This window comes from Eudoraea sp. (assembly GCF_049669105.1).
In the GTDB taxonomy this organism is placed as follows: Bacteria; Bacteroidota; Bacteroidia; order Flavobacteriales; family Flavobacteriaceae; genus Eudoraea.
The window spans coordinates 1-21,562 of record NZ_JBATKE010000009.1; the positions used below are offsets into that span (position 1 = coordinate 1).

The following is a 21,562-nucleotide window of genomic DNA, read 5'->3' on the forward strand; positions in this document are numbered from 1 at the left end:
GAATTAGAGGGTAAACACGAGGAAGTGGATTGCAAAAAATGCCATATTTCTGAAAATATCCAGGATAGAGAACTGAAAAAGCGAAAAAACACATTTCTGGGCTTAGATGAATCATGTCTTTCCTGTCATGATGATGTTCACCAAAAAACCCTTACCAATGATTGTATGGCATGCCATACAATGGAAGCTTTTAAACCCGCTTCAAATTTTGACCACGATACGGCCGATTATAAATTAGAAGGAGAGCATTTGAATGTGGATTGCATTGAATGCCACCAGATAACCACAAGAAATGGTAAGGATTTTCAAATATTTAAAGATATTCCTTTTGATGATTGTATGTCGTGCCATCAGGACCCTCATAATGAACAATTACCAGGGCAGTGTTCACAATGCCATACCGAAACTTCTTTTGCCACTTTTGCAGGGCAGGAAAATTTTGATCACAATGCCACCAATTTTACATTAAAGGGGAGTCATCAGACTACAGACTGTTTTGCATGTCATGCTGAAACCAGTAACCCTGTGACTGTTTTTCAGGATAAAAGAAGAATCAGTGAAAACAGTTGTGTAAGCTGCCATACGGATGTACATAATGGGGAATATGGGAATGAATGTATAAAATGTCACAGGGAAAGCAGCTTTCTATCCTTAAGATCCATGGATTTCTTTGACCATACTGTCACCGATTATCCTCTTGAAGGAAAACATGTTGCCGTAGATTGCAGGCAATGTCATGAAAAAAGATTTTCTACTCCAATAGACTTTTCGGCTTGTAAAAATTGCCATGATGATTACCACAGGGGAGAATTCAAGGTAAATGATGTTTCTCCTGATTGTGTGGAATGCCATTCGTTGGAAAATGGCTTTGATTACAGCCTTTACACACTTGAACAACACCAAACTTCTTCCTTTCCTTTGGAAGGGGCACATAATGCAACCCCTTGCTTCGCCTGCCATGTAAGCGAAAAGGAAGATAGATGGAGTTTTAGAAATCTCGGAACAGACTGCATAGATTGCCATCAGGATATCCATAAGGGCTACATAAGCGAAAAATACTATCCTAATGAGGACTGTAAGGTTTGTCATATAAATGAAGCCTGGAGCCTGGTTAATTTTGATCACGCCCTAACAGAGTGGCCGTTAGACGGCAAACACACCGAGGTAGATTGCCGAGAATGTCATTTTGTTAAGTCCGATAACAATACTACCTCTAAACAAACGTTTAACAATTTAGGGGGGCAGTGTATAACTTGTCACGAAAATATTCATGACGATACATTTGCCATTGAGGGAGTAACAGAATGTACAAGATGCCATGTAACGGATAGCTGGTTTCCAAAAAAATTTAACCATAACCGTACCGCCTTTCCATTGGAAGGAGAACATGCAAAAATAGCGTGTAGTGCATGTCATGAAGTTGCTTCTCCAAATGGAGAAACAGAGGTAATATACAAACTGGGTAAATTTAAATGTATAGACTGTCATCTCTAATATTCCTGTTATTGGGCTGCTTACCGCTTTTGGCTCAGTCACCTCATGGTGATGACCTGGATATGGATTGTGTTAAATGCCATAACCCGGGAGGTTGGAACATCAACTACCAAACCATTCAATTTGATCATAGTAAAACCGATTTTCAATTAGAGGGAACTCATGCAAATGTAGATTGTATACTATGCCATAGCACTAATGTATTTGACCAGGCACCTATGGACTGTGCTGCCTGTCATCTTGATATTCACAGCCAATCTGTGGGTAATGATTGTGTGAGATGCCATACTTCTGAGACCTGGCTGGTAGACAATATTCCCGAACTTCATGAAGCAAATGGTTTTCCTCTTGTTGGAGTTCATAGTAATCTTAGTTGTATAGAGTGCCATAACACAGATAGTAGCAATCTTAGAATTGACCCTTTGGGAAATGAATGTATAGACTGTCATCAGGATGACTATGCCGCTACTCAAAATCCAAATCACCAACAAGCAGGATTTTCAACAGATTGTATTGAATGCCATAATCCACTCGGATTTGGTTGGGATTCCGAAAGCATAAACCACGACTTTTTCCCGTTAACCGAGGGGCACAACATACAAGATTGTACGGAATGCCATACAACAGGTAACTACTCAGATGTATCTCCTGAATGTGTTTCCTGCCACCAGGAAGATTATGCAGCTACACAGAATCCGAATCATTCCACTTCCGGTTTTTCAACAGATTGTGTAGCCTGTCATACCACAAGCCCGGGTTGGATGCCTGCAGTTATTAACCATGACTTTTTCCCACTAACCCAGGGTCATAATATTCAGGATTGTACCGAGTGCCATACCACACCCAATTATTCAGACACATCTCCTGATTGCGTTACTTGTCACCAGGAAGATTATGCGGCTACTCAGAACCCCAATCATACAACATCAGGGTACTCAACAGATTGTGTATCCTGTCATACAACAAATCCCGGTTGGATGCCGGCAGTTATTAACCATGACTTTTTTCCGCTAACCCAGGGTCATAATATTCAGGATTGTACCGAATGCCATACTACACCCAATTATTCAGATGCCTCACCGGAATGTGTTGCATGCCATCAATCTGATTACGATCAAACCAATAACCCCAATCACCTTGCGGCAAATTTTCCAACCGATTGTGTGGCCTGTCATACTACCAATCCGGGATGGACTCCTGCGGAATTTGACCATGATGGCCAATATTTCCCTATTTATAGCGGAAAACACCAGCAGGCTTGGAACGATTGTGTGGAATGCCATGCTAACCCATCTAATTATGCAGATTTTACATGTTTCACCTGTCATTCGCAGCCTGAAATGGATGATAAACACAGTGAAGTAAATGGGTACGAATATCTGAGTTCCTCATGTTTAGAATGCCACCCCAATGGCGATTGACAAGGATCTATGAAATTTAAATTACATTTCATACTAGCCTTTATGGCCTTAATTTCAAATGCGTTTGGACAGGACAAACTCCTCCAGGGGCAGGTATCGTTTGTTACCACTAATAACATCTACGTAAAATTTGATGACACATCTTTTATAGAGGTGGGCGACTCTTTAAATTTAGGTGGTACGGACAGGGCTTGTTTAGTGGTCAAAAGTAAGTCTTCCACATCCTGTGTATGTTCAATTATTAACGATTGTGAAATACAAAAGGGAGATGAAGTGCTATTTAACTACGTTCTAAAAACCGAAACTAACCAGGAAGCACTGACAGAATTACTAGTGGTCGCGCCGGTTGTGGAAGAAACCATAGAGCCTATGTATACAGAGAACATAAACGGGTCTGTCTCGGTTTCGGGCTATAGCAACATTAATAGTCAAAGAGAAAACAGGACACGTGTAATGACACGTCTCGCCATGAATGCCAACCATATAAACAATTCTAAATTCTCCTTTAACACCTATTTAAATTACAGGTATATCTTTGAACAGGCAGATAGCACCTCGCTGCCGCAGAACAGTTTTTTTAGGGTATATAATTTGTCTGTGCGTTATGACGCTTTGCCTTCACTTTCAGTAATCGCTGGAAGAAATATAAACCCGAAAATCTCCTCTCTTGGTGCTATTGACGGGCTACAGCTTGAAAAATATTTTGGTAAATTTTATATTGGTGCAATAGGTGGTTTTCGGCCGGATACATTTGATTATGGATTTAATTCAGATTTACTACAATACGGCGGTTATGCCGGGGTAATGACAGATGCCAAAAAGTTTTATTCCCAGACAACGCTGGGATTTGTGGAACAACAAAATGCGGGTGAAACAGATCGCCGATTTGCCTATTTTCAACACAACAGCACTATTTTTAAAAATCTTAATCTGTTCTCTTCATTGGAACTGGATTTATACAGCAAAGTAAACGGAGTGACTGCTAATGATATCAGGCTTACCAATTTATATATCTCTGCCCGCTATAGAATTAGTAGAAAGGTTAATCTGATGCTTTCTTATGATTCCCGAAAACGTATTCTCTACTACCAAACTTTTCAATCAGAAATTGATCGACTTCTAGATGATGATCTGGCCCGTCAAGGGTTAAGAGCAAGACTAAATATTAGGCCTTTTAAATATATCTCGGCCGGTTTCAGTTATGCCAGACGGTTCCGAAGCGATGAACAGAACAAATCAGACAACTTATATGGATATTTGACCTGGACGCGTATCCCAAGCATTGAAGGCAGATTATCACTATCTTATAACAGAAATGAATCTAATTATCTGTTAACTAATATTGGCTCCATAAGATATTCAAGGGATCTTGTTAAAAACAAGTTATTTGCCGACTTTTATTATAGATTTGTAGATTATAACTATTACAGTATGATAGACACATTTCTGCAACACTATATAGGTACAAATTTATCCTATAATATTAGCAGGAATTTGTTATTCAGTATCTCAGGCGAGATGGCAATTTCTGAAATTGAGAATAATTATAGAATATACGCAAGAATAGTCCAACGATTTAATAGCAAACAAAAAAACAGGCGATGAACCAAAAATTTAACTCTTACTTTTTAATCATAACACTATTATTATCCACTATGGCCTGCAATAACGGTCCAAAGGTAATTACACCATCCTCAGATAAAGGAAATACGGAGGGCAATGGCATTTTTACACCAGATCCAGCAACGCGCGTAATTCCAAACCCAACAACCGAGGTTGGCAATGAGTTGCATAAAGTTGTGGTAGAAGAGGTACTTCCGACGGCCAGATATGTCTATCTCAGGGTTAAAGAAGATGAAAAAGAGTTTTGGATAGCTACAAGGAAAGCAGAAATAAACAAAGGCGAAGTATATTTTTACAGAGGTGGTTTACTTAAAACAAATTTTGAAAGTAAAGAGTACAACCGAATTTTCGATGAGATTTATCTTATATCAAATCTTGTTTCAGAAGATCATTCCCAACATGCGGCTTCTACTGCTTCTGGCAGTACTGCCAAAAAAGAAATAGTAGTTAAAGAAGATATCCCTACCCATACCGAAAAAACTGTTGTCCACAAGGGAACAATTCAAATTTCGGAGCTTGTAGGTGACCCTAAAAAGTATGAGGGTCATTCTGTTCAGCTTAGTGGTACATGCGTAAAAGTAAACCCCAATATTATGGGTCTTAACTGGATTCATCTTCAGGATGGCAGTAAGGACGATTTTGACATGGTTATTACAACAAATACCTTTGTGCCAGAAGGTAAACAAATAACAATCCGCGCTGTAGTAAGTCTAAATCGCGATTTCGGTGCGGGTTACAAATACGACCTGATACTTGAAAATGGCACCCTTGTGCAGTAATTATGTGGCCCTAAGAAATAATAGAATACTTTCTCTTTTTAAAATAGGCCAGCATACTAATAATAAATATTGAAATAACTACCATATAAACCCAGCTTGGTATTGGTACAGGGTCTCCGGTAGCATAAGAATGCAAACCTGAGAGGTAATAGTTTACCCCATAATAGGTCATGATTACTGACGCTAATCCAAATATGGTAGCGATATTATAAGCAAAAAGCCCTGTTAATTTGGGAATCAACCGCATATGTAGAATAAAAGCATAGACCAGTATAGTAACCAGCGCCCAGGTTTCTTTAGCATCCCAGCCCCAGTAACGCCCCCAGGATTCGTTGGCCCATATACCACCCAAGTAAGTGCCAACACTTACCATAAACAAACCTCCAATTAAGGTTAGTTCACTGATATATGACATTTCCTGAACAATTCTTTTTATTCGTGTTTTGTTAGATTCCGTAAGGAAAATCATTAGAATAAGATTAATAAGGCCAATAATTGCCCCTAACATTAAAAATCCATAACTGCCTGCTATCAGAGATACATGTATGGTTAGCCAGTAAGACTTTAGAACCGGAACCAATGGGGTAATCTCGGGGTCAAGGAAGCTCAATGTTGAAACAAAAAGAATTGTGGCTGCCAAAACCATGGTCGCTGCAAGGCCACCAAATGATTTTCTTGTAAACAGTATCCCAGCCAAAGTTGAGGTCCACGCAATATAGATCATAGATTCATACCCGTTGCTCCAGGGTGCCCTGCCGGAAACATACCAACGTAAACCAAGTCCTATGGTGTGTAATACGAAACCGAAAACTATTAATGAAAATAACACCAGATATACCTTTTTCAGACTTGCGTTGGGCTTGAAAACCGAGTAAAATAAAAAGAACAATAAAGCTAAACCCAGGAATATATAAAATATTGCCAACCGGGTAAAGACATTAAGCCGATTTAATAATATTTCAGCATTGATCTTTGATTCTGAAGGCATTATGGAACCTCCGTTTTCAATTTGGTATGTTTTTAATTCTTCTACAAGCCCATCCGCTTGTAGGTAATTGCCAGAACTGATAGCCTCCTGCAGGGTCTTTGTATAGCTGTTAAAAAAATTGTCCGCTATCTCTGAGTGGTTATGACCATCGTTCTCAACATGGGCATGCCCACTGTTTGCGACCCAGGTATTATTTGGATCGTTGGGCGTAGGAATTATTTTTAATAATGTGCCCGAGAAGATCATGCTTAAAATATTCACTCTCTCGTCAATTTTTATCAATTCTTTTTCAAAGACACCTCTGTCTATAGGTTCAAGGCCATATACTCTTCTTACCTCTTCCTGGAGTTTATATTTGCCATCGGTTGAGAAAAAATCAGCATAGGAGGCATAATCTCCCGGAACACCTAGTTTTTCATGAATGTCCTTATGCTTTCCTAACTTAATAATGCCTGCGTCATACCATTCCTGCTTATTAACAAACATGCTCAGTAATATCTGGTCTGCCGTTAATCCAAATAAACTTTCCTTACGGGCCAATTTTCGCATCAATTCCCTTGAAAGGGTATGCACTGGTTTCATACGTCCCTTAAAATCCTGTACTACCAGCTTACTGAATTTATCCGCATGATCCATATTAACAGCATATTCAACATAACTATTAACTGGGGTAGACTGAGCCGTCAGCGAATAACTCGATAAAAGGAATAAGGGAATAAATATCGCTCCTTTGGACCGTAATTTTTTAATCTTTTGGGTGAGTTGGTGAAATCTTGTTTTTTTGCTGAACAAGGTAAGCAGCATACCCAATGTAAGCAGGCCATATCCAATATAAGAAATTAAGGTGCCCCAAAAATCACTGTTAACACTTAAGTAAGTGCCTTTCTCATCCCTGTCAAAAGAGGATTGAAAAAATCGATATCCCTTATAATTCAGGATGTTATTCATAAAGATGCGATAGTCCATCTTTACATTTTCCTGTTCATCCACAAGGGTAACTTCACTTGCATAAGAAGAAGCGCTATTCGTGCCGGGATATTTGTCAAGAATAAATTTGTTCAGCTTAATATTAAAAGGGACTTTAATTTCCTTTGCACCGTAAGAAATGGATGCATTCAGATTATCAAAAGTCAGCAATTCAGGCCGACCTTCATTTCCCCTGCTACTATACACATAGGTTTCCTTTGATTCTCCGTTAACTGAGACCTCCATTAAAAGTGCGGTTAGGCTTTCATTCTTCACTTTAGGGTCTGCAGATTCAATTTGCACCGACCCTTTTTTATTAAAATCGGAAAAAACCACACTATTGACCCCATCTGTATACAAGGCGTTTAATTTAAGAGGGGAATCCGTATCCGATGGATAAATAGTATCCTTTTTCTGGGTAGCCATAACAGTCTGCGTAAGTACTTTGCTGCTTGTAAACACAAGAGATTCATTTTGAATCGCAATGTTAAAAGCATCGGGAAATGGGGTGTCTTTAAAATTATAAATCACATTACCAATACGTTTGGTTTCGCCCAGACTTATATAATACTCTTCCCTCCCATTAAGACCTCCAATTACTAGTTGCAAAGTTGGAATGCCATCAATAGACTCTGATAAGCTCTTTTTCGGATTAGGAATAAAATCCTTAACTCTTACATTGATTAAATCTGAGCCAATGAGGTAGGATTCTTCCCAGTTATTATTACCCAATGAGGCAAACAAAACCGGCTCATCAAATTCATAAGTCTGATTTTCCGCAGTGACCCTAAACTTGAGAAAGGTATTGGAGGAGATAAAGCTTTCAGCGCTGTCGTTTTCCCGGATGTGCATAATACCTTCAAAACCAAGATATCTTGTAATACCTGCACCTATAATAATGATGATAATAGCCCCATGAAATAATAGTAATGGCCATTTCCTTTGTTGCACCATCCTGAATTTAATGATATTCACTATTATGGTAATGCTAAAAAGAATAAGTAAGAGTTCAAACCACCAGGCCTTATAAACCACTTTTTGTGCCGCAGAGGTGCCAAAATCATTTTCAATGAAGGTGGCTACACCAATTGCCCCTGCAAATAGGAGTAAATACAGTCCGGCGGCTCTGGTGTTAAATAATGGCAATAGAATTCTAGATGCTCTCGATAGAAAATTTTTCATTTAAGTACTTTGGGCTACTTTTCAAAGTTAGCTGTTTTCAATTAACTTCAAACGAAGGAGGTTTTTATACAGTATACGAAAAGGGTTAAAATTAAATTAGTCTAAAATCTTAAGTTGGTAAATCACATTATTGAATTATTATCCCAAATTTAATTTTCAGCTACAGTTCAGCCTTGTTCCATAGGGTCGCAACAAAACCAATCCTGAATTTCAGTTCTTTAAAAGTCACTAATGCAAACTACTTCTTATTTGGACATGTACTTAATCCGAAAGGAGCATACAGAGGACAAAAACTAACAAAACTGGTAAGGATAAATACGCCTGCCAGTACTAATAAAACTATACCCCATATACCTGTTACAGTATTAGTAAAATAGAGTGCGATAAAAATAGCCGCTACAATAAACCGTATAAAACGATCTGTTGAACCCATATTCTTTTTCATATTATTTAATTTTAGTTAAATATAAAGTCCAGGAAGAAAACTAGCCCCGTTATTAAGCCCAAACAAATCGTGCAAGCCTGTATTAGCTTTATTGCCTTTTTACTCATAGTACATTATAAACATCAAAGGGGATCCTAAATATATAAAATATAAAGTAAAAATTCTTAACCCATTTATTTTTAATTAATAAATATAAAGTCATTAAACATTAAATGGCTATCTGCTATATTTGTTTAAAACCAGTATCCAGGATATTATGACCCAAAAACAACACTGGGCTGTCTTTATAGATAATCAATCCAATAAGCAAGGCTTAATTCAGCAGTTGTTGGCAGAAGCTAAACCGCCACAGGGTTTAGAGGGCTTAAAAGGATTGAAAGGGGCATTATTTTCTAAACTGGCGCTGGATGATTTTATTGAAGAAGAAGTTAGACACGACCAAAAGCACCTTACCCCTGCGACTTCACAAAGCCTTCAATCTATGAGCAGTGGGGAACGTAAAAAAGCGCTTTTAAATTATCTTTTAGAAACAAAGCCAAACTTCCTGATCCTGGACAATCCATTTGATAATCTGGATCAGGATTCGCAAAAACAGATCAAAGGAGTTTTGACAAATATATCAAACCACATTGTAATTATTCAACTTATCAGCAGGTCGGCTGACCTGCTTCCTTTTGTTACAAATTATTCACGTTTGGACTTAAATGATTTTTTGGTTATCAATGACTTATCATTAATAGAACCCAAAAAAAATAAGATTTTTTATCGAGATGTTCCCCAAGCGTTGAATCGCTTTAATTATTCACATGAGCATTTAATTAGGTTTAAAAATGTTTCTGTACACTATGAAGAGAAACCAATTCTCAAAAATATTAACTGGCAGATTCGAACGGGAGAATTTTGGGAGTTGGCAGGGAAAAATGGAAGTGGCAAAACAACACTCCTTTCGATGGTTACAGGTGATAGCCCCAAAGCTTACGGGCAGGATATATTTCTGTTTGGAGCCCGGAAAGGGAGCGGGGAAAGTGTTTGGGATATCAAAAAAAATATAGGCTACTTTACCCCTGCTATGGTAGACCGCTTCAGGGGCTATCACAGCCTGGAAAATATGCTGATTTCAGGGCTTTTAGATTCTATTGGCTTGTATGTCAAGCCCAGTCAGGCTCAACTCAGGGTAGCCAGGGAATGGCTGGCTTTAGTAAATATGGAAGACAAAAAAGACCGTTATTTTCACGACCTAAGTCTTGGCCAGCAACGACTTATTATGTGCGTTAGAGCGATGATTAAACATCCTCTTCTTTTAATATTGGATGAACCAACAGCTGGTTTAGACGATGCGAGCGCTGCTCTTGTAGTTGCCCTCGTAAATAAAATGGCGGAAGAAAGCCAGACAACAATAGTTTTTGTCTCGCACAGGAAGGAACCGGAATTGAAATCACATTTTATATATCAATTAGAATTGACCCCTGAGGGATCTGTTGGAAAGGTGATAGATAACAAAAAATAAATTACTCTGGTTACAAATTAGACATTCAGTCGTTTCTAATATGTATAAACTCAATAAGGAAAAAGTAAAATTAAAATCTGAATTATTGCATGGTTAAATCGAAAGTTACCCTTTTCATTATTTTTCTATCCGTATCATTAAATGCTCAATTTCTGAAAGGGGAGTTAAGTGAAGGAACTCCAATTTCTGCAGAAATATTAGCGAAAGAAACACATCAATATAAGGTGGTGATGGCTAGGGATCAGTTTGCCTTTTTTAAGTTGATGCAACAGGGTATTGATCTGAAAATAACTACTTATGATGTAAACGGTAATAAAATTAAGGACTTTGATAGTCCCAATGGTAAAAACGGCTATGAATACATAACATTAACTTCCACCATTGATGGTGAATATGTTGTGGAAGTTTATCCGCTGGATGAGAATCAACCTATGGGAAAATATCAAATATCCCTTGAAAAAATAAAGCCCCGGGCAGTTACTTTAAATGGGCAGGTTGATGAATTGTTTACGGTCTGGGACAACAAGGAAACGCCGGGAGCAGCGGTTGCCGTGGTCCAAAACGGTGCAATTGTCTATAAAAAAGGGTACGGGATGTCCAATTTGGAGTATGATATACCAATAGTTCCTTCAACCATATTTCATATTGCTTCTGTTTCCAAACAGTTTACAGCTTTCTCCATACTATTGTTAGAAAGTGAAGGAAAATTAAAACTCGATGACGATATAAGAAAGTATATCCCGGAAGTACCAGATTTTGGTAAAACCATCACTCTAAGGCATTTAGCAAGTCACACCAGCGGTTTAAGGGATCAATGGAATTTATTAGCCATGGCAGGTTGGCGGCTGGACGATGTTATAACAAAGGAGCATGTACTTAAACTAATAAGTAAACAACAGGAACTTAATTTTGATCCGGGAGAGGAGTATATGTATTGTAATACCGGTTTTACCCTATTAGCTGAAGTGGTTGCGCGGGTGTCTGGAGTTTCCTTTGCAACATTTACAAAGGAACGCATTTTTAAACCTTTAAAAATGAATAATACATTGTTCTATGATGATCATGAAAAAATTGTAAAAAACAGGGCGTATTCCTATCATTCAGATAACACCGGCTATAAAAAAAGTGTATTGAGCTATGCTAACGTTGGAGCAACTAGTCTTTTCACCACTGTTGAAGATCTAAGTCTGTGGGCATTGAACTTTTCATCTCCAAAAATAGGGAGTCCTGAATTGATTACGAAAATGAATACTCCTGCCGTTCTGAATAGCGGCAAGACATTTGGGGGAGCACTCGGGCAATTTGTCGGAGAGTATAAAGGATTGAATGAGATTCAACATGGAGGAGCAGATGCAGGATACCGGTCATACCTGACCCGCTTTCCTGATCACAATTTTTCAGTGGTGGTATTTAGTAATGATGCCTCTTTTGGACCAGGATCAATGGCACATAAAATAACGGATATTTATCTAAGGGAACTTATAAAAACAAAGCCTAAGAATGATATAGCCGCCCCAGATACAGGTGATGATAAAATTACCATAGATCAAAAAACTATAAAATCCTATATGGGTGACTATGAATTGCAACCAGGATTTAATATAAGTATAACTGAAGATAGTGGTCAATTATTAGCACAGGCAACCGGGCAAGAAATGGTATCCTTAATCCCGGTATCGCAAACTAAATTTAAAATTGCAGAAGTGGAAGCTGAAATTACGTTTATTCCCGCTGAGGATGAAAAAGTTGAGAGTTTTAAGCTGGAACAGGGAGGGCAGATCATGAATGCGTCAAGAATCATTGCGTTTGATAAATCGTCTGTTGATTTATCAAAATATACAGGGAATTTTTACAGTGAAGAACTATCCACAGTATACGAATTCATGATAGAAGGCGATAAATTAATTGCCAGACATAGCAGGCATGGCGACATTACATTGGATCCTATTAAAAAAGATATGTTTTCCGGAAGTGAATGGTTTTTTAAAAAGATTGAATTTATTAAGGATGCAGATGATAAAATAAGCGGCTGTAAAGTATCATCAGGTAGGGTTAGGAATCTGCTTTTTCTTAAGGAAAAGTGAAAAAACTATGGCTAGATGGAAAATTATTGTCTTATATACTTAATTTGAAGGATATTAACTTACCTTTGCGGCTAATTTAATATATAATCATGAGTAACGGTACAGTAAAATTTTTCAACAACGCAAAAGGTTTTGGATTTATCACTCCGGATGAAGGAGACAAAGACGTATTTGTCCATGCTAGTGGATTAACCGAAGAGATTTCAGAGGGAGATAAAGTTAGCTACGATCTAGAAGAAAGCCCTAAAGGTTTAAACGCAATAAATGTTGAGGTAGTTTAATCCTTAATATTTAACGATTTTTTAAAAAGCCCGTCTTAATTGACGGGTTTTTTTTTGCATATAAGAAAAAAATAAACCGCAAAACTTCTTATTGAGTTTTGCGGCTTTTAATACTTTTTAATAAAACTTAATCCTTTTTCTCCCCTGATATTTTACTGCGAAGCGTATCAAACATTACTGGTGTTGCTATAAACAGCGAAGAATACGTACCTACTATTACTCCAATGATCATGGCGAACATAAATCCTCTTAAGGACTCTCCGCCAAAAACAAAAATGGACAATAATACTACAAGAGTGGTAAGTGACGTATTTAAGGTTCTGCTTAATGTACTATTCAAGGCGTTGTTGATATTATCCCCGCCTTTCCAGCCATGTTCGCTTACCATTTCCCTAATACGGTCGAAAACCACCACGGTATCATTCAGGGAATAACCAATTACGGTCAAAATGGCCGCTATAAATGCCTGGTCTACTTCCATGCTAAAAGGCATTACTTTACTGGTCAATGAGAAGATCCCCAATACTATCAATACATCATGGAAAACCGCTACAACAGCACCCAGGGAATACTGCCATTTCCGGAAGCGAAGCAAAATATACAGAAAAACTATGGCCAAGGAGCCGAAAATAGCCCAAAGTGCATTTTTCTTGATATCATCTGCGATGGTTGGTCCAACCTTTCGGTACTTAAGTACGCCAATATCACCATTGGTCCCACCTGGGATAAAATCCTCATATGTGGCTCCATCGGGTAAATATTTTTGTAGAGATGTATATAAAATTCCTAATATTTCATCATCTACTTCTGTACCTTGAACATCTACCTTATACTTGGTTGTTACCATGATCTGGTTTGCGTCGCCAAAAGTCTTGGCACTGGCACTTCCCAAGGCATCAGATAACTCATTGGTTATTTCTGAAGGACTAACCGGGTTTACAAAACGAATCTGGTAATTACGCCCTCCTACAAAGTCGACACCTTCGTCCAGGCCTTGAGTAAATAAGGAGAACAATCCTACAGCAACTAAAATAAATGAAAGAACATATGATATTTTTCTCTTGCTTAGGAAATTGATGTTTAAATTCTTAAACAGGTTTTTGGTGATTGCAGTTGAAAAGTCCAGAGTTCTTCCTTTTCCTGATATATACCAATCCACCAATAACCTTGTAACAAAAATTGCGGTAAACAATGAAGTTAGAATACCAATAATTAAGGTGGTGGCAAAACCTTTAATAGGACCACTACCAAAAATCAATAATATAATTGCAGTAAGTCCTGTTGTTATGTTTGCATCCAGAATGGACGATAATGCATTTGAGAAACCATCGGAGATAGCTTGCCCTTTACCTTTCCCTTTAGCCAATTCTTCCTTAATCCGTTCAAATATTAAAACATTGGCATCAACAGACATACCTATGGTCAATACAATACCTGCAATACCGGGTAAGGTAAGCACTGCGCCCAAACTGGCTAATACGCCAAAAATGAGAACAATGTTGAAACTTAAAGCGATATCGGCAAAGATTCCTGCTTTACCGTAATAGAAGACCATCCATAATAAAACAAAAACCATGGCAATCAGAAAGGACATAAAGCCGCTGTCTATAGCTTCCTGCCCTAACGAAGGTCCAACTACAAAAGAATCAATAATCTCTGCAGAAGCAGGCAATTTACCAGCCCTTAGCACGTTGGCAATATCTTTGGTTTCATTTACGGTAAAAGTTCCTGTAATTTCAGAGCTTCCTCCGGATATTCCACCTACCTGAGAAACTCCTGGTGCGGTATATACTTTATTATCCAGGACAATTGCTATTCCCGTATTATTAAGGTTCGCTTCGCTTGTTAGTTTTTCCCATAGCTTAGCACCTTTTACGTTCATATCCATACCCACAGCCGGCCTGTTAAACTGGTCAAACTGGTCTCTGGCATCACTCACTACATCACCACTAATTCTGGGGGTATTGTCACGGTTAGATTTCAAGGCATATAAAGACGCTACTTCGGAATCCTTTGTTGGCCGTTCCCATAGAAACTTAGTGAATTGTACATCAGCAGGTAAAAGACGTCTCACCTCCGGCATACGAAGGTATGAGCCTATTTCGGCTGTATCCTTAATGGCAGCAATACCAACAGCAAAACCAGGACCGCTTAACTGTAATTTTTCAAATAACGGATTTCTCTCAGTGGCTACATCTAAAGAATCCTGCGTTACATCAGAGAGCAAGGAATCTATCTCAGATTCTTCCTTAACCACAGCATCCTCCTCGGTGTCCTCTACCAAGGTTTTCAGACGGTCATTGGCCTGAATAAAGAAATTTATAAGGCTTTGATTTCCGGGTTCATAGGTTTCCCAAAACTCTAATTGCGCGGTACTTGACAGTAAGTCCTGTGCTCTTGCAATGTCTCGTGCTCCGGGTAATTCAACTAAAATCCTTCCGGAATTACCTTCACGCTGAATGTTGGGCTGTGTAACCCCAAAACCATCAATTCGTTCGCGTAAAACCTCAAAGGCCGATACAACAGATTCATCAATTTTTCGACGGATTATAGGCTTAACCTCATCATCAGTCATTTGAAAATTGATCTCATCACTCAGACCTTTATTTGCAAAAATATCCGGGGAAGCCAATTTTGCGTCTCCTTTTATATTGTCAAACGCTTCAAAGAACAGATCAATATAAGTTTCGTCGCTATCTTTAGAGGCTACATCAGCGTCGGCCAATGCCTTATTAAAGATTGGGTTTTTGGTATTGTCCGCAAGGCCCTTTAAAATATCTTTTACCGATATCTGTAGCGTAACATTAATACCTCCCTTAAGATCCAGACCTTTATTTAGTTCCTTTTTCTTTGCATCGTCATAACTCGTATAACCCAAAATAGGATTTGCTCCAATGGAATCTAAATAAATAGCTTCAACCCCTTCTCTTTTAGCCACGTAATCCTCTTCAGAGGGTGAAACGGCAGATGTCGCAAACAATGCTGCATCTTTTTCTACCTTAGCGGTAATGAATGTATAGGAAAGTTGATAGATACTTACCAGTCCGAACAAGAAAGCAAATAGCTTTATAAGTCCTTTATTCTGCATGGTTTAATTGATTTTTTGATGGAATTTGTAAACAGCGTGCAAATATATCATTTCCCTTAAGAACTGACAATTTATTTATGTTATTTGTAGGGGTCAGAGAACTGTTAAGACCTTTGTCCTTAAAGCTTTCTTTAACCAATCTTCTCAAAATACGGCCTTAAAACAATCATATCCTTAAAATTACCGAAGCCCAGGTATAATAGAAATACACTTTTTACAGCCCAAAATCATCCCAAAAAAAGAAGCATCACTTAAGTGATGCTTCCTATAAATCAAAAAATGGTCAATGCTATACGTCCAGCAAACCATTTGTATTTCTAACCCCTACAGCACTCTCCTGCATTTTAGTTTTTTCGGCATCACTCAGGGAAATCTCTACTATACTTTCAATACCGTTCTTGCCGAGTAATACAGGAACACCTATACAAATGTCATTTAAGCCATATTCCCCCTCAAGGAAAGTGGAACAAGGAAACATCTTTTTTTGATCACAGGCAATGGCCTGTACCAAAGCTGATACCGCAGCACCAGGAGCATACCATGCACTTGTACCAAGAAGTTTGGTAAGTGTTGCACCACCCACTTTTGTGTCTTCCACTACCTGTTGGAGGCGTTCCTCAGATAAAAATTCAGAAACCTTTACACTATTTCGTGCCGCCTGACTGGCCAGTGGTACCATACCGGTATCGCTATGTCCGCCAATGACCATTCCATCAATATCTGAGATAGGGGCATCAAGAGCCTCTGCCAAACGATATTTAAATCTTGCACTATCTAATGCCCCTCCCATACCAATAATTTTATTTTTGGGAAGATTTGTGGTCTTATGTACCAGGTAGGTCATGGTATCCATTGGGTTACTTACTACAATCAAAGTTACATTTGGTGAATGTTCTAAAAGATTTGAAGCAACGGTTTTCACAATCCCCGCATTGATCCCAATCAGCTCCTCACGAGTCATACCTGGTTTTCTGGGAATCCCGGATGTAATTACTGCAATATCGCTATCAGCGGTTCTCGAATAATCTCCTGTCGTACCTGTTATGGTGGTATCAAAACCGTTCAGAGAAGCCGTCTGCATAAGGTCCATCGCCTTTCCTTCAGCATAACCTTCTTTAATATCGAGTAAAACAACTTCCGAAGCAAAATTTTTAATGGCGATATACTCGGCACAACTAGCACCAACAGCACCCGCTCCAACTACTGTAACTTTCATGATATACTATATTTTAAAGTGATTGATAAGACTGGCAAATTACAGAAATTTAACAGATTTAAGAACTCATTACCAACATATATTTTCCCTCGAAGTTTTGATTTCCAGGTGTATTGTTTTATAAATATGTTAAAATAAAATGCAATTCAACGAAGAAACACAAATTCTTATGTATTACATCGATTTTTAACAATACCTATTTTAATATTAGCGTTAGAAATATTATTAGATCCCAAATCTAAAACCTACTTAAATTGAAAAAGCTTTTCTCATTTCTGGCGATAATTGCTATTGTATTAGCCAGTAACTGTTCCAGAATCCCGGAAAATAATGATCCGGTCATTGGTATTTGGTCCAGGGTAGACGTTATTAATTCGAGTGAAACTAATAAACTAACCATCCGACAAGAATGGATTTTCAATGACGTGTATTTAGGAAGGTACCAAAAATACAATGGGTCTCACCTGGACTTTAAAACCGATTTTAGTTGGATAGAGGATGATGGCGTTTATACTATTTCCTATCCCGGAACAGATATGATCAATGATATTGTTAGCATGAAGGAGTCTCCGGAAGGAATGTTACTGGAGGATTTAAAAGGTGCTATCCTTGCAAAACGAGAGTAATTCCCCAATTTTTTTCCATATAGTTACTAAAAGCAGTCTTTTTAAAAGGCTGCTTTTTTATTTAAGCTAAATACCTCCCAGGAATAGAATGGAAACTTATACCTAAAAAAAATCCCGAAGCTTTCACATCGGGATTTTTACTTTTAATTATTACGGGTTATACATCAATATTCGCATAAACAGCATTTTTCTCAATAAACTCCCTTCTTGGTGGAACTTCGTCTCCCATTAACATGGAGAATATTCTGTCAGCTTCAGTAGCGTTATCAATAGTAACCTGTCTTAAGGTCCTGAACGACGGATTCATAGTGGTATCCCAAAGCTGCTCCGCATTCATTTCACCCAAACCTTTATAGCGTTGTATTGGGGCGCTACCTCCAAAACTTTCAACAATTTCATCTCGTTCCTTATCATTCCAGGCATAACGTTTTTTACTGCCCTTTTTAACGAGATAAAGAGGTGGAGTTGCAATATAAACATGACCGCCTTCTATTAATTCCCGCATGTATCTAAAGAAAAAAGTTAGTATTAATGTTTCAATATGACTTCCATCTACATCCGCATCACACATGATCACCACTTTATGATATCGCAGTTTTTCAAGATTCAGGGCTTTACTATCTTCCTCAGTTCCTATGGTTACGCCAAGCGCAGTATAAATATTCTTTATTTCTTCATTTTCAAACACCTTATGTTGCATTGCTTTTTCAACATTCAAGATTTTACCACGAAGTGGCAATATTGCCTGAAAATTTCTATCGCGGCCCTGTTTCGCAGTTCCCCCTGCGGAATCTCCCTCTACCAGAAAGACTTCACATAAGGTTGGATCCTGCTCAGAACAGTCAGACAATTTTCCCGGTAAACCTCCGATACTCATTACTGTTTTTCGTTGTACCATTTCCCGTGCTTTTGTCGCAGCATGGCGTGCCTGAGCAGCAAGTATAACCTTTTGAACAATAATTTTCGCATCGTCAGGATGTTCCTCCAGATAATTAGTAAGCATCTCTGAAACCGACTGGCTAACAGCAGAAGAAACTTCTCTGTTCCCAAGTTTTGTCTTGGTTTGTCCTTCAAACTGAGGCTCTCCAACTTTTACCGAAATAATCGCTGTTAGGCCTTCTCTGAAATCATCTCCCGCAACCTCAAATTTCACTTTATCCAACATCCCTGAACTATCAGCATATTTCTTCAAAGTTGTGGTAAGCCCCCTTCTGAATCCCGAAAGATGTGTTCCGCCTTCGTGTGTATTGATGTTGTTTACATATGAGTGTAAGTTTTCAGTATAACTATTGTTATAGATCATAGCCACCTCAACAGGAATACCATTTTTTTCGCCCTCCATAGCTATTACATCCTTGATCAAGGGTTCCCTATTGCTATCTAAAAAACGTACAAATTCTTTTAAACCCTGATCTGAATAAAAGGTGTCAGACACAAAATTACCTTCTTCGTCTTTTTGACGTCTATCCGTAATACTAATTGTAACTCCCTTATTCAAATAAGAAAGTTCCCTCATGCGGTTGGACAAAGTTTCGTAACTATATTCTATAGTTTGGGTAAAAATTTCGACATCCGGGTGAAAGGTTATAATAGTGCCCGTTTCGTTTGATTCTCCAACACTTTTAACGGGATATAGTGATTTTCCTCTTTCGTATTCTTGTTCCCATACTTTGCCATCTCTGTGAACAGATGCCTTTAAATGATCTGAAAGAGCATTTACAACGGAAACGCCTACCCCGTGTAAACCACCTGAAACCTTATAAGAATCTTTGTCAAATTTTCCTCCAGCTCCAATTTTGGTCATTACTACTTCAAGAGCAGATATCCCTTCTTTCTTATGGAGATCCACCGGTATTCCCCTGCCATTATCTTTTGTGGTAATTGAATTATCCTCATTAATGACAACTTCAATAGCATCGCAATGGCCTCCCATTGCTTCATCAATTGAATTATCTACTACTTCATAAACCAAATGATGTAACCCCCTGACTCCTATATCTCCAATATACATAGACGGCCTCATACGCACATGCTCAATACCCTCTAATGCCTGAATACTGTCAGCGGAATATTCTTTGTTTTTAGCTTCTTCGCTCATAGAATAATTTAAGTGTTTTATTTAATTTTTAGCAATCTTACAAATATAGGCAATCCCCTATAGAATGTAGTGTTTGTGCATATACCAAGCCCTTAAGTTATCAACAATTTAACAACAATTTGTGATGTGCATAACCATTGAAAGGGTTTTGCAAATTATCATGACATTTATTAGGTTTTTTGGACCCTTTACTATGTATTTTTGTCCCATCTAAAATAAATTCAGATAAACATGGCAGATTCCAGGGGAGTTTCATTAAATCTAATGTCTCATATTCAGAAAGTAGTTGATGTACAAAGCAGGGTTATCTACTTTCTGTTGAGTATTATTTTTTCTTTCGCTATTACATACGCTCTTTATGAACCTGCTATGGATCAGGCCCAGATCTATGTACTTTTTCTTTTGTTCCTGTCGATTGGTCTTTGGGTTACAGAAGCCATACCTCCATTTGCAGTAGGCCTATTGGTATTCGGATTTTTAATTTTTGCTATGAATAGCTATTATTCCCAAATAGACCCCGAGAATGTAAGGTCTCATTACGTAGAGTACATAAATTCATGGTCCAGCAGTGTCATCTGGCTTATGCTCGGAGGTTTTTTTATGGCCGAAGCTATGAGTAAAACTAAATTGGATCGCGAAGTTTTTAAAATTTCTATTTCCAGATTTGGCACTTCTCCCAAGTATGTTTTGTTGGGCATAATGCTTACTACGGCACTTTTCTCTATGATCATGTCCAATACAGCTACAACTGCTATGATGATCGCGTCTGTATTACCTTTTATTAATACCCTTGATAAGGACTCTCCTTTCTCCAAAGCTATTCTGATCGGGATTGCCGGCTCAGCATCTATTGGGGGAATGGGAACACTAATTGGTTCACCCCCTAATGCCATTGCCGTAGAAGCATTAAATAACAACGGGATAGATATTGGCTTTTTGGAGTGGATGATGGTAGGCTTTCCCATTGCCTTGATATTAACCGTGATGTTCTGGTTTATCCTGTCCAAAAAATATCTTGCAAGAAAAAAGAGCATGAAAATAGAATTAGAAGAAGAAACCGTCGATTTAACCAGCTCCACCTACAAATTTGACCGAATCAAAAAACAGGTTGTTTTAGCTGTGCTGTTCATTACTTTACTATTATGGCTTACTGAAAAGCTGCATGGAATTCCTGCCTCAGTAGTATCCCTGCTTCCCATTATTCTTCTTACTATGTTTGGAATAATAAATGGTGATGATGTTCGTAAACTACCTTGGGATACTTTGATGCTTGTTGCAGGTGGACTTGCCTTGGGTCTTGCAATAAAAGAAACAGGGTTGGCCAGCTTTTATGTTGAAAAAATACAGCAGTACGATCTTAATTTTTATGTCCTGGCTATTAGTTTTGCCTTTTTAACGGTAGTTATGTCTAATATTATGAGTAATACCGCAACAGCTACCATCTTAATTCCTATAAGTATAATTCTAACTTTTAATAACCCTGTGGTGTTACCCCTTGTAATAGGTTTAAGTGCGTCTGCGGCCTTGTTTTTACCAATTTCTACTCCGCCTAATGCTATAGCCTACAGTACGGGGAAATTAGAACAAAAGGATTTTAGATCTGGTGGTATTGTGCTTGGTATTGCTGGACCCTTATTTATTACCGCAGTAGTGATTCTTATTTTTATGGTACTTTATAAGGTATACTAGTTGTTTTTTTAACAAAAGAAGCACCAATGTATTGGTGCTTCTAAAGGACTAATTAAAAATTCAATAGCTAATTCC

General features: G+C 38.1%; 14 protein-coding genes. 9 read left to right on the forward strand and 5 right to left on the reverse strand.

Annotation, left to right across the window (positions count from 1 at the left end; all coding sequences use genetic code 11):
* From WBM60_RS00450 to WBM60_RS00465, 4 genes are all read left to right on the forward strand, one after another.
* A partial coding sequence (locus tag WBM60_RS00450) for a cytochrome c3 family protein (protein WP_424282622.1) occupies positions 1–1,494 on the forward strand: 1,494 nt, incomplete at its 5' end.
* Complete coding sequence (locus WBM60_RS00455; RefSeq protein WP_424278472.1) at positions 1,473–2,915, forward strand: hypothetical protein; 1,443 nt, start codon at positions 1,473–1,475, stop codon at positions 2,913–2,915. The genes WBM60_RS00450 and WBM60_RS00455, both read left to right, overlap by 22 nt.
* Before the next feature lie 9 nt (positions 2,916–2,924).
* Positions 2,925–4,520 carry a hypothetical protein gene (locus WBM60_RS00460; protein WP_424282623.1) on the forward strand — a complete coding sequence of 532 codons (1,596 nt, stop codon included), beginning with the start codon at positions 2,925–2,927 and terminating at the stop codon, positions 4,518–4,520.
* Positions 4,517–5,317 (forward strand): hypothetical protein, encoded by an 801-nt coding sequence (locus WBM60_RS00465; RefSeq protein WP_424262539.1) that lies wholly within the window; start codon positions 4,517–4,519, stop codon positions 5,315–5,317. Before WBM60_RS00460 ends, WBM60_RS00465 begins: the two co-directional genes overlap by 4 nt.
* Before the next feature lie 10 nt (positions 5,318–5,327).
* On the opposite strand, the gene ccsA is transcribed toward WBM60_RS00465, so the two are convergent.
* Positions 5,328–8,453, reverse strand: a complete 3,126-nt coding sequence (ccsA, locus tag WBM60_RS00470) for a cytochrome c biogenesis protein CcsA (protein ID WP_424279513.1) — start codon at positions 8,451–8,453, stop codon at positions 5,328–5,330.
* A gap of 238 nt (positions 8,454–8,691) precedes the next feature.
* Positions 8,692–8,898 (reverse strand): YgaP family membrane protein, encoded by a 207-nt coding sequence (locus tag WBM60_RS00475; protein ID WP_299160686.1) that lies wholly within the window; start codon positions 8,896–8,898, stop codon positions 8,692–8,694.
* Between the two features lie 256 nt (positions 8,899–9,154).
* Between WBM60_RS00475 and WBM60_RS00480 the strand changes: the two genes are divergently transcribed.
* From WBM60_RS00480 to WBM60_RS00490, 3 genes are all read left to right on the forward strand, one after another.
* Positions 9,155–10,405, forward strand: coding sequence for an ATP-binding cassette domain-containing protein (locus tag WBM60_RS00480; RefSeq protein WP_424277303.1), 1,251 nt, complete (start codon positions 9,155–9,157; stop codon positions 10,403–10,405).
* An 89-nt stretch (positions 10,406–10,494) separates the two neighbouring features.
* A complete protein-coding gene (locus WBM60_RS00485) occupies positions 10,495–12,489 on the forward strand; it encodes a serine hydrolase (RefSeq protein ID WP_424278469.1) in 1,995 nt (664 codons plus the stop codon).
* Positions 12,490–12,578: 89 nt separating this feature from the next.
* Positions 12,579–12,770: a cold-shock protein gene (locus tag WBM60_RS00490; protein WP_299160677.1), complete on the forward strand. Its 192-nt coding sequence runs from the start codon at positions 12,579–12,581 to the stop codon at positions 12,768–12,770.
* A gap of 127 nt (positions 12,771–12,897) precedes the next feature.
* Here the strand turns inward: WBM60_RS00490 and secDF are convergent, their stop codons facing one another.
* Together secDF and WBM60_RS00500 are read right to left on the reverse strand one after the other, a co-directional pair.
* On the reverse strand, positions 12,898–15,858 hold the full coding sequence (gene secDF / locus WBM60_RS00495) for a protein translocase subunit SecDF (protein ID WP_424260488.1): 2,961 nt from the start codon (positions 15,856–15,858) through the stop codon (positions 12,898–12,900).
* A 289-nt stretch (positions 15,859–16,147) separates the two neighbouring features.
* Positions 16,148–17,074: a malate dehydrogenase gene (locus WBM60_RS00500; protein WP_424277301.1), complete on the reverse strand. Its 927-nt coding sequence runs from the start codon at positions 17,072–17,074 to the stop codon at positions 16,148–16,150.
* A 254-nt stretch (positions 17,075–17,328) separates the two neighbouring features.
* Between WBM60_RS00500 and WBM60_RS00505 the strand changes: the two genes are divergently transcribed.
* Complete coding sequence (locus tag WBM60_RS00505) at positions 17,329–17,700, forward strand: hypothetical protein (RefSeq protein ID WP_424282624.1); 372 nt, start codon at positions 17,329–17,331, stop codon at positions 17,698–17,700.
* A 157-nt stretch (positions 17,701–17,857) separates the two neighbouring features.
* On the opposite strand, the gene gyrB is transcribed toward WBM60_RS00505, so the two are convergent.
* On the reverse strand, positions 17,858–19,798 hold the full coding sequence (gene gyrB / locus WBM60_RS00510; RefSeq protein WP_424260494.1) for a DNA topoisomerase (ATP-hydrolyzing) subunit B: 1,941 nt from the start codon (positions 19,796–19,798) through the stop codon (positions 17,858–17,860).
* Positions 19,799–20,029: 231 nt separating this feature from the next.
* On the opposite strand from gyrB, the gene WBM60_RS00515 reads away from it, so the two are divergent.
* Positions 20,030–21,487, forward strand: a complete 1,458-nt coding sequence (locus WBM60_RS00515) for an SLC13 family permease (protein ID WP_424260496.1) — start codon at positions 20,030–20,032, stop codon at positions 21,485–21,487.
* The last annotated feature ends 75 nt before the right edge of the window (positions 21,488–21,562 follow it).

Bases quoted from the DNA above. Each gene is read 5' to 3' on its own strand.
- WBM60_RS00460 (WP_424282623.1), top strand. From the start codon at position 2,925: ATGAAATTTAAATTACATTTCATACTAGCCTTTATGGCCTTAATTTCA.
- secDF (WP_424260488.1), bottom strand. From the start codon at position 15,858: ATGCAGAATAAAGGACTTATAAAGCTATTTGCTTTCTTGTTCGGACTG.
- WBM60_RS00500 (WP_424277301.1), bottom strand. From the start codon at position 17,074: ATGAAAGTTACAGTAGTTGGAGCGGGTGCTGTTGGTGCTAGTTGTGCC.
- WBM60_RS00455 (WP_424278472.1), top strand. From the start codon at position 1,473: ATGTATAGACTGTCATCTCTAATATTCCTGTTATTGGGCTGCTTACCG.
- WBM60_RS00475 (WP_299160686.1), bottom strand. From the start codon at position 8,898: ATGAAAAAGAATATGGGTTCAACAGATCGTTTTATACGGTTTATTGTA.
- WBM60_RS00465 (WP_424262539.1), top strand. From the start codon at position 4,517: ATGAACCAAAAATTTAACTCTTACTTTTTAATCATAACACTATTATTA.
- gyrB (WP_424260494.1), bottom strand. From the start codon at position 19,798: ATGAGCGAAGAAGCTAAAAACAAAGAATATTCCGCTGACAGTATTCAG.
- WBM60_RS00485 (WP_424278469.1), top strand. From the start codon at position 10,495: ATGGTTAAATCGAAAGTTACCCTTTTCATTATTTTTCTATCCGTATCA.
- WBM60_RS00515 (WP_424260496.1), top strand. From the start codon at position 20,030: ATGGCAGATTCCAGGGGAGTTTCATTAAATCTAATGTCTCATATTCAG.
- WBM60_RS00490 (WP_299160677.1), top strand. From the start codon at position 12,579: ATGAGTAACGGTACAGTAAAATTTTTCAACAACGCAAAAGGTTTTGGA.
- ccsA (WP_424279513.1), bottom strand. From the start codon at position 8,453: ATGAAAAATTTTCTATCGAGAGCATCTAGAATTCTATTGCCATTATTT.
- WBM60_RS00480 (WP_424277303.1), top strand. From the start codon at position 9,155: ATGACCCAAAAACAACACTGGGCTGTCTTTATAGATAATCAATCCAAT.